The organism is Streptomyces tropicalis (assembly GCF_029269835.1).
GTDB classification, from domain to species: Bacteria; Actinomycetota; Actinomycetes; order Streptomycetales; family Streptomycetaceae; genus Streptomyces; species Streptomyces tropicalis.
The window spans coordinates 14,809-24,497 of record NZ_JARJBB010000007.1; the positions used below are offsets into that span (position 1 = coordinate 14,809).

Here is a 9,689-nt window from a genome sequence, read left to right on the forward strand (position 1 = left end):
CCTTATCGTCCCTGCCTTCGCGTACACCGCCTCGGTGGGGTGCGGAAGCGACTGCGGTCGCCGGCCGGGCCCGCACCCCCAAGGCAGCTTGAGCTCCCAGCGGCTAGGCCAGGGCCTCGCCTCTGCCCAGGCCGGGGCCCTCCTCCCCGTGCCGCCCGGATGGTCAGTACAGTGATCGCCACTATCGACGGTGGGGGTACGGGGGGCGTCATGGCGCGGCTCGGCATACACCGCGACTTCCTGATGGAATTCGCGGGACTCGAAAAGCACGTGCAAAAACGCGTCTTCGAGGTGTTCGAGAAGTTCGCCGCCGCCACGCACGCCGGGCTCCACCTGGAGAAACTGACGCACCAGCGCGATCCGCGCCTGCGCACCATCCGGATCACCGACTTTTGGCGCGGCGTCGTCCTCAAATCCGATCAGGGGGATGGCTACCTGCTGCTGAAGGTGTTGCCGCACGACAAGGCCAACCATTGGGCGGCAAACCATCGCGCCTCCGTGAACGCGGCCAGTCAGGGCATCGAGATCCGTGACGACGTGGCCTTGGAGCGGGCGACCACCGAACTCTGGGCGGCGACACGGCAGGACGGCACGCGGCTGTTCGGGGAGTCGGCCTACCCGGACAAGGTGTTGCGCAGCCTCGGCGTCGACGCCGAGATCATCCCCATTGTCCGGCTCATCCCCGACGAGGCTCACTTGGAGGCCTTGCATCGGGTCCTTCCCGAGCAGCAGTACGACGTCCTGCTCGGGCTGGCCAGCGGGATGTCCCCCGAGGCCGTGGACCGCGAGGTGGTGCAGGTGTATGCGACGGCGTCCCGGGATGCGACCGACCAGGCGGCCGATCCCCTGGATGCGGCCATGACCCACGCGCGCGGCCGCATCGCCCTGGTGTCGGGCACGGAGGAGCTGCGCGAGATCTTGGAGAGGCCCTTCGATGCCTGGCGCGTGTTCCTACACCCCAGCCAGTACCGGATCGCCTACCAAGAGTCCTACCGCGGTCCCGCCCAGGTTCTCGGGGGCCCGGGCACCGGGAAGACGGTGGTCGCCCTGCACCGCGCCTTGCACCTGACTCGGCGGCTGCCGGCCGACGCGCCGGACGGCTGCATCCTGCTCACCACCTACACCCGGGCGCTGGCGGTGGAACTGGAGCGCTGCCTGGGCCTGTTGATTGCCGACGACCGGCTGCGTGCGAAGATCACCGTGATCAACGTGGACGCGCTGGCCTACGACGTCGTGCGCGGCACGCACGGCGGCAACCCCGTCAAGCTGGTCACCGACCAAAAGGAGATCAAGGCCCGCTGGGCCCGCATCATCCGGCGGCTGAACCTCAACTTCGCCGACGTGTTCTTGGACCAGGAGTGGCGCCATGTCGTCCTGGCCCAGGACCTGCGCAACCCCGAGGCCTACCTCAAGGCCCCCCGCCACGGACGCGGCACGGCCCTGCCGCCCATCCAACGACTGCAGGCGTGGCGCGCCATCGAAGCGTTCGAACAGCAACTACACCAGTTGGGCGAGCGGACCTTCCTGCAGATCTGCGCAGAAGCCACCAGCCGCCTGACCGACCAGGCCGAACCGCCATTCCGTCACGTGATCGTGGACGAGGCACAGGACCTCCACCCGGCCCAGTGGCGCTTTCTGCGTGCGCTCGTCCCGGAGGGTCGCGACGACCTGTTCATCGCGGGCGATGCCCATCAGCGCATCTACGGCAACAAGGTGTCGCTGCGGTCCCTGGGCATCTCGATCACCGGGCGTTCCCACCGGTTGCGAATCAACTACCGAACCACGCACGAGATCCTGGACTGGGCCTCGTCCCTGCTCACCGGTATTCCCGTCGACTCGGTCGACGACGACGCCTCGCTGGCCGGCTACCGCTCCACTCTGCACGGTCGCCGCCCCACCCTCGCGCCGCACCCTTCCAAGGCCGAGGAGATCGCCGCGGCCGTCGCCCGGATCGCCGAGTGGACGGCTTCGGGGGTGGCCCCCGAGGACATCGCCGTGGCCGTGCGCTCCATCCAGCTGGGCCGGGACGTGGCGACCGCGTTGGAGCGGGCCGGCCTCCCCACGCACGTCCTGGGCAGCTCGGCACCCGGAGCAGGGGTACGCATCGCGACGATGCACCGGATGAAGGGACTGGAGTTCCGCTGCGTCGCCGTGCTGGGCGTCAGCGAAGGCATTGTGCCGATGCGTGCCGCGATCACCCCCATCGACGTCGACCCGCAACAACACCAGGAGGACATCGCCACCGAACTGAGCCTGCTGTTCGTGGCCTGCACACGCGCTCGAGAGGACCTGCTCGTCTCCTGCCACGGAACCCCGAGCCCGTTCCTCGCTCCCGTTGCCGACGACGGGATGGGAGCAAAACGGTGACCGCGCAGCCGGGTCGTGGTCGGCGAGCACGACCTTCCCGATGACGACGAAGGTGCCTTCCCGCATCTCGGACACGTCGGGGCAATTGTCGTAGCCGGTCGACCCGCGCTCTGCCGGGGGGACCCGACACGGCACAGGGAACTCCCAGGTGACAGGATCGGCGCCATGAGCACCGAGACCAACTAGGTGTACCGCGTGGACGAGCCGCGCGGCTCGGCAGGCCGGCACTCCTACGGCGACGACCCCGAACGGTGGCGGAGGACGATCACGAGCGCTCACCCGACCGAGGGCCCCCAGCACGCCGCCGCCCTCGTCGTCACCGACCTGATCACCGAGTGGGACCGGGAAGGCTGCAAGTTTGGAACACACGTCCACGTGCTCGTGTGGGAAGGCGTGGAGGGAAGCAAGGAGGACGTCACCCTCCGCGGAGGTCCGGCCGGACCTCCTCGGAGGGTGACACAGGCACGTGGGAGTGGTCGCAGGTCTGGCGACGTGGTGCGCTGCGGATGCCGCCCCTCGTGCTCTTGCGCCCTCCGTCTGAGCACGTGCGTGCAACCGCCCGGACCTCGTACCCGGGGGCGGGTCATCGCACCGAAGCCTGCTGCGCGAGGAGAGTGCCCGGGAGAGGTCTTGGTTCAGCTCAGATTCCCGGTTTCGGCCAACTCCGCCAGCGCGTCATCGGCGCGGCGCAGCACGATGCGGCCGTCACCGGCACTGTAGGCAAGGACTCGGGTGCCGGGGGTCAGGCCAGCCTCGACCAGGATGCCCATGGGGATCTCGGCTCGGCCGTTTTCGTCGATCTCCACTTCGGAGGGTTCGCGCAGCATGGAGCCAGTCTTCCACTCTGACTGTGTCCTGTTCCGCCGCCGATCGGCCAGGGCGGGGTTGCATGGTGCGTCGGACCTGTGGCACAAGGCCGCGCCACTCGCCGAGGGTGTCGGGCTAGTCTCGGCACCGTCCGCCAAGATCCCTATGTTTGGTCTGGAGAGGTGCACGCGGCATGACGATGGCAGGGTTCGACGATGTCGAGAAGCCGGCACCGCCACAGCAGCATCGTGCCGACCGTCTCGTCCCGCGCCTGCGTTCATTGGAGATCTGTGCCGGTGCGGGGGGACTCGCGCTCGGTCTGGAACGTGCGGGTTTCGACCCGGTGCTGCTCTTGGACGACCGACCGGTGGCCTGCGAAACACTCCGCGCAAATCGTCCCGAATGGGATATACGGGTCGTCGATCTCATGGCCTTCGATCCCGCGGAAGAGCAGCAGGTGTACGACGTCGACCTCCTCGCTGGCGGGCTTCCCCGAGTCAAGGGAACCGCGGCGGTCAACCGCTCACGCGGTAGTGCCATCGAACTGGGCCTGTTCAAGGCGGCCATCGAGCTGGTGTACGGGGTGCAGCCGCGGGCTGTGTTGTTGGAGAACGTGCCGGATGTGGTGACCAAGGAGGCGTATGCGCCGTTGCGTGACTTCGTGGCGGCGGAGCTGGGGCATCTCGGCTACGAGCACGCGTGGTTCGTCCTGAACGCTGCCGACTACGGTGTTCCGCAGGATCGGGAGGAGGGGGTGCTCGTCGCGTTCAAGGGCGATGGTCTGGGCCGCTTTCGCGCCCCCGAGCGCCTGCTGGAGCCGCCGCTCACGGTGGGAATGGCGTTGGGTGAGTCGATGGCCGCCGGCGGGTGGGACGGTGCGGCCGCGTGGGCCGCGCAGGCTGACCGTCTGGCCCCGACCATCGTCGGGGGGTCGTGGGAGCGCGGTGGCCCCGATCTCGGCATGACGGGTTCCAAGCGGGCGTGGGCGCGCATGGGTGTGGACGGCGGCACGATCGCGGATGCCGTGCCGGGGCCGGACTTCCACTGGGATCCCGCATTGGGGCGCGAGGGCATGATGGCGCTCACCGTCGAGCAGGTCGCCCTGCTGCAGGGCTTTCCCGACGACTGGAAGATCATGGGGCGCAAAACCGCCCGCTACCGGCAGGTGGGCAACGCGACCCCGCCTCCGCTCGCCGAGGCCTTGGGGCTGTCAATCCGAGCTGCCCTCCTGGCTCAATGAGCAGGTGCGGCACCGCCGCCGGCCGGGTCGCTATACACTCCCAGATCATGACCGCCGCACAGCCTCACCAGTCCTCATCTGCACCTTTGCGTATCGTGGACTTGTTCGCGGGCCCCGGAGGTCTGGACATCGCCGCCAAGATCCTCGATCAGAAGACCATCGGCATCGAGTGGGACAACGACGCCTTCGAGACGCGGAAGGCCGCCGACCTGCTCACCGTGCACGGCGATGTCCGTGACTACGGTCCGAACAGCGAGGAGGTGCGCGAGGCGACCGTGCTGGCGGGCGGGCCACCGTGCCAGACCTTCACCGTGGCCGGCTCGGGCGCCGGGCGCCGAGCACTGGACCTGGTGTTGTCGCTGGTGGAGGACCTCGGCAGGGCAAAGGACGTCGAAGGCCTCGACCTGGTCATGAAGGAGGCCGAGGGCTTCGACGACGAGCGAACCGCGCTGGTTCTGCAGCCGCTGAAATGGGCGCTGGAGGCCCATTTCCGGGAGCAGCCGTACGAGGCCATCGTCTTGGAGCAGGTGCCCGCCGTGCTTCCGGTCTGGGAGGCGATGGGCGAAGTTCTCGAACGGATCGGCTACCAGTTCCCCCTGGTCGAGCCGGCGACGCCGGAGGAGGATGGCCAGCTGCTTTTGGGCGAGGTCACCGGTGCGCGCCGACCGGCCAAGCCGCCTCGGCGCGCCTTCGTGCTCCACACAGAGGAGTACGGGGTGCCGCAGACCCGCCGCCGGGCCGTGCTCCTGGCGCGTGTGGGTGAGCGTCCACGTTTTCCCGAGCCCACCCACCGTCGTTACCGCAAGGGCGTTGCCGCCTCCGTAGGTGCCCCGGAACTTGAGCCATGGGTATCGATGGGCAAGGCCCTGGGGCGCAAGGACCACTTCGTGGTCGTGTCGAACTACGGGACCGGCGGGGATCCCAAAGCGCGAGGCCGGCGCGAGGCGACGACCCCGTCGGCCACGGTCACGGGGAAGATTTCCCGGAACCGGTTGCAGACCCGGGACGGCAGGGACATCGGTCGCTTCACCCATCAGGAGGCGGGCCAACTCCAGTCGTTCCCCCGGGCGTACCCGTGGCGCGGCGGCGCCATCGCCCAACAGATCGGGAACGCCATCCCGCCGCGGCTGGGCGTGCACATCCTCAGCGCCGCGCTCGGGCTCGAGCCACCTGGCCAGGAGGTGTGGAAGCGCTTGGAGAACTGGACGCCTCCCGCGTCTTCCGGCACGGAGCAAGCACCGGGCACGGCAGGTTGATCACAGGCTGGGCGCTGGGCCTCGGTTGCCTGCTACGGGATGACGCTGGGGTCCGCCGGTCGCAGGGTTGGCCGCTGTCTCCTGGGGGCCTCGGCCAGGAGTTTGTCGAACAGGGCGACGAGGGTGTCCACGGACTGTGCGCTCACGCGTCCGTCGTCGGGCCCGTCCGGCAGCCGCTCAAAGGGTACAGCCGGGGCGTCCTGGGCCTCGGCGATCCAGTCCAGGACGGCTTCCTCCTCTCCCCCGGGGTCGGGTGCCAGAACGTCGTAGACGAGGGTGCTGCCTGCGGTGTTGACGGCGGAGGACAGCGCGTTGACATGATCGCCCGGGCGTGGGATGCCGTCGGCGATCAGGCGGTCGAGGATCCGCACAATCGCCAGAGCGGTGGGGCGGTGGTCGATGACGTCCAGCCGCAGGGTGGTGTTCAGGACGTCCTGCACACGGCAGGCGGTTTCCACCGGGCGGTAGTCGGCGCCGTCGCGGAAGAGTTCCGCCGCCCACCACAGACGAGAGAAGGCCTGGGTGTAGTGCGCGCCGCTGAAGCGGGAGGTGGCGGTGGTTTCGGTGCCCTGGTGGCGCCAGAGGACGTAGTCCGGTGCGACGAGCAGGGCGAGGTAGTTCCACAGCCGGCCGTCGGCGGCCTCGGCCCGGGTCAGGCGCAGGGTGGCGTGCAGGCGGGGGGCGAGCCAGGCATCGGCAGCGGTGCGCTGGTCGTCGAAGCGTCGCATCGCCTCCTCCAGCAGTTGCCGGAGGGGGGCGGTGTGCCGGCGTGCCTCGGTGGGGGGCAGCAGGGTGGCGGCCTTGCGCAGGGCGACCTGAGGCGGTGTCTCCTGCCCGGATTGAATGGCGTGGCTGAGGTATTTGGCCACGACCGCGTCGGGGAGCAGGCCGAGCACCTGGGGGATGTGGTGGGGGGTGGCTCGGGGCATCAGTTCACGCCCTTGTCCGTGCGGTCGACGGTGCGCACCGCGTTGGTCAGTTTCTTGGTGACGCGGCTGCGTTTTCCGGCCGCGTACTGGATCGCGCTCTGCAGTTGGGACCACCCGAATCCCTGGGTGCGGCGCTCGTTGATGTCGTAGAGGGCGTCGGTGGGTTGGCGGCCGGGCAGGACATCGGGGAGCATCGTGCGAACGACAGCCTCACGCCAGCCCGTGGGCATGACCGGGGTGCCGTCCTCGTCGACGTCGAGGTCGCTGATGGCGGTGTGGAACATGGCCGTCCAGGCGTCCTGGGCGATGTGGCTGGCGGTCATGTCGCGCAGCACGCGTTCGGCCGTGGTGCCCCCCTTGGCGGTCAGGACCTCCATCAGGCCTTCGACGGCGGTGGTGTTGAGGTAGACGGTCGGGGTGTCGGCGCTGGTCTCGACGATCCAGGGTGCCCCGTGGAAGGGGCGCAGCCACTCGTGCGGGCCGTCGCGGAAGTCCACCTCGACGATGTCGATCTCCCGGCGTCGGATGGGGGTGGACTCGCGCAGGTCCACATACCAGTCCTGTTCGGCGGAGCCGACCAGTCGGCCGGCTACACCCTCGACAGTGGCGATGGCGTGCACGGTGAGCGTGGCGCGGCGCAGGTGGTGGTCTTTGCCGAGGTCGATGGTGCCGTGCCAGTCGCCGCCGGGCGTGCGGGCCAGGCGGGCGGTGGTGCGCGTGTTGGTGGCCTTTTCAGTGAGGACGGCCAGGCAGGTGACGGCTGTGAAGGGGCCCTCAGCGAGCTCGGACTCGGGGAGGTGGGCCTTGAGGTGGAGCGTGGCCCGCGTCCAGTGTTCGCGGCCTGATCGGTGCAGGGCGACAGTGCGTTCGCTCGTCGACACCTGCGCGTACGGCAGCGGGGTGCCGTCCACGGTGACGGCAGTGATGTCGAAGGCGATGTCGCCGAACAGGGTCGGGTAGGGGAAGACGGATTTCACGCGGCGCCTTTGCGGGGCTGGAGGATGTCGACGGCCAGGCGTGCGAAGGCGCCCTTGACGGGGTGGGTGGCGGGGTCGGTCACGCCGGTGAAGACTGCGGTGCGCACGCCGGGTTGGACGATGATGTGGCCGCCTTCGGCGCGGCAGCTTTCCGAGCCGACCAGCAGCGACCAGTCGATGGTCGGCCTGCCGCCGGAGCGTACGTCGAATTTGGCGACGGGGGTGAGCAGCCAGGGGTCGTCGGCGTCGGGGAGTTTGAGGGTGACCGTGACGTTCCAGGCCCCGGTGTCTTCCAGGTGGGCGCTGAGGGTGCGCACCGTGGGGAAGGACTGCGTGCGGCGTGGGCCGGCGCCCGCGGTGGTGTCGGTCTCGAGGGTGAGCAGTTCACGCAGGACGCTCGGTCCGCCGCTGCGGGTGGCCTCGCGACGGACGGCGAGGGAGCGTGCCGCCTTGTCGATGCCGTGGCGGAATTCTTTGATGCGGCTGAGCGCGCCGCGCTCGTAGCTGGTGGTGAGTTCCTCGGTGCGGTCCCAGCGGTCGTGCTCGGGCGGTTCGGAGGCCCGCAGGAACGCCTCCGCCAGGTCGACGTCCTCGCCGGTGCGGCCGGTGGCGTAGCCGGCCAAAAGGACGGCCTGGAACGGCATGGTGCCCAGCGGCAGGTCGCGGGGCCGCTGTTCGGTGATCGTCATGCGGTTGCCGCGCATGCACACGATGCGGTTGAAGCGCTCGTCGGCGTCGTCGGCCGGGGTGAGCAGCAGGACGGCCAGGTGTTCGCGGCCTTTGTCGCGGACGCGGCCGGTGCGTTTGAGAGGGGTGACGATGAGGGGAACCTCGGCGTGGGCGACGTGATCACCGGCGGTGAGCTCGGGAACGGTCTCACCGTCGAGGTAGGCCTGCAGGGCGCGGGCGAGGGCCGGATGGTGAGCGTGAGGGTCGACGCGCTCTTCGGGTATGACCACCTGTCCGTTGCGCAGCGTGGTAACGCGGGCCTCCAGCAGGGAGCCGGCGTCGCGCCCACCGATCATCGCGGCCCAGAAACCGTCGGCGAGGGAGCGCACGCACTTGTCGTGCATCTCCTGCAGTGTCCCGGCATCCCCGGAGGCGTCGTGGGCGCCCACCACGAGGAACGACGTGCCGGGCTCGTCACTTATGCGCTCCAAGTGCAGGTCGCGCACGGTGGACTCCTCGGCCCACCAGGATCGGGCGACGTCTTTGCGTTCGGGATCGGTCTCGGGCTCACCGAACCATGCGGGTCCCGCATAGGCCTCGCCGTCAAGGGTGTGCCACGGCAGGTCCAGACGCCCCACGACGCGGCGGTGAGTGCGGCCCTCATGTGCCTCGCCGAGCGTGGAGTTCACGAGGACGAGGCCGAAGCGGCTGGTGGCCCAGAGCGTGGCTTTGCCCAGCCCGTACGAGCCGCCGGCGCGACCTCCAGCGGTCTTGTGCGAGTCGAGGGTACGGCGCACGACCGCGGCGTAGCGGCCATCGCCGTATTCGGGGCCTGTCAGGCCAAAGGCGTTGTAGTCATCGATGCGCAACAGCAAAAGGGAGCGGCTGTCCGCCAGTTCATCGAGCGCGGCGCGCAGCCCGCGGGAGACTTTCTGTCCACCGGCGGCGGCCTGCTCGTAGTGCGCGCTCAGCTCGTCCCAGTGCACGGACTTGAGGAAGGCGTCCAGGTGGTCGCCGCTAAGTTCGTGGAGCATGTAGTGCACGCGCACCGGCTGTTGTGCCTCGAAGCGTTCGTCGAGTGAGTTCTGCGTGGCCTCGCGCGCGAGGACAGACAGGTCGGCGTCGAAGGCGAAGGCGGCGACATTGCCGTATTCGCGGCCGCCGTCGGCGTGGGCCGGCCGGTGCTGCCATACCAGGGGCAGGTCGAGGGGGACGTCGGCCGTCCTGGTCACCAGGGAGGCCAGATCGGTGCCGAGGATCTGCGCGATGTGCGCCTTGACGTCCTCGCGTGGCTCGGCGCGTCCGGTGATCCACGCGGAGACCGCGGCGCGTGTCTTGCCCAGCTCGACGGCGAGCTGGGCCTGCGACATGCCCGCGCGCCGCAGTTGCCGTCCGAGCCACGGCCCGAACGCTTCTGACTGTTGCCCTGTCATGGCGGTGGGTC

The 9,689-nt window shown here is 69.4% G+C and carries 7 protein-coding genes; 3 read left to right on the plus strand and 4 right to left on the minus strand.

Annotated features, from left to right (window positions below; genetic code table 11):
* Positions 1-210 precede the first annotated feature (210 nt).
* Positions 211-2,367, plus strand: a complete 2,157-nt coding sequence (locus tag P3H78_RS15635; RefSeq protein ID WP_438827980.1) for a UvrD-helicase domain-containing protein — start codon at positions 211-213, stop codon at positions 2,365-2,367.
* Positions 2,368-3,002: 635 nt separating this feature from the next.
* Here P3H78_RS15635 and P3H78_RS15640 read toward each other — a convergent pair.
* On the minus strand, positions 3,003-3,194 hold the full coding sequence (locus P3H78_RS15640) for an AbrB/MazE/SpoVT family DNA-binding domain-containing protein (RefSeq protein WP_276109594.1): 192 nt from the start codon (positions 3,192-3,194) through the stop codon (positions 3,003-3,005).
* 179 nt (positions 3,195-3,373) lie between these two features.
* On the opposite strand from P3H78_RS15640, the gene P3H78_RS15645 reads away from it, so the two are divergent.
* On the plus strand, positions 3,374-4,414 hold the full coding sequence (locus P3H78_RS15645) for a DNA cytosine methyltransferase (protein ID WP_276109850.1): 1,041 nt from the start codon (positions 3,374-3,376) through the stop codon (positions 4,412-4,414).
* Between the two features lie 47 nt (positions 4,415-4,461).
* Positions 4,462-5,670, plus strand: a complete 1,209-nt coding sequence (locus P3H78_RS15650) for a DNA cytosine methyltransferase (protein WP_276109595.1) — start codon at positions 4,462-4,464, stop codon at positions 5,668-5,670.
* Between the two features lie 32 nt (positions 5,671-5,702).
* On the opposite strand, the gene P3H78_RS15655 is transcribed toward P3H78_RS15650, so the two are convergent.
* The 3 genes from P3H78_RS15655 to P3H78_RS15665 are packed head-to-tail and all read right to left on the minus strand — an operon-like array spanning position 5,703 to position 9,678.
* Positions 5,703-6,599 carry a DUF6339 family protein gene (locus P3H78_RS15655; RefSeq protein ID WP_276109596.1) on the minus strand — a complete coding sequence of 299 codons (897 nt, stop codon included), beginning with the start codon at positions 6,597-6,599 and terminating at the stop codon, positions 5,703-5,705.
* Positions 6,599-7,576, minus strand: coding sequence for a hypothetical protein (locus P3H78_RS15660; RefSeq protein WP_276109597.1), 978 nt, complete (start codon positions 7,574-7,576; stop codon positions 6,599-6,601). Before P3H78_RS15660 ends, P3H78_RS15655 begins: the two co-directional genes overlap by 1 nt.
* Positions 7,573-9,678, minus strand: coding sequence for a helix-turn-helix domain-containing protein (locus tag P3H78_RS15665; RefSeq protein WP_276109598.1), 2,106 nt, complete (start codon positions 9,676-9,678; stop codon positions 7,573-7,575). The genes P3H78_RS15660 and P3H78_RS15665 overlap by 4 nt, the downstream gene beginning before the upstream one ends.
* Positions 9,679-9,689: the final 11 nt, after the last annotated feature.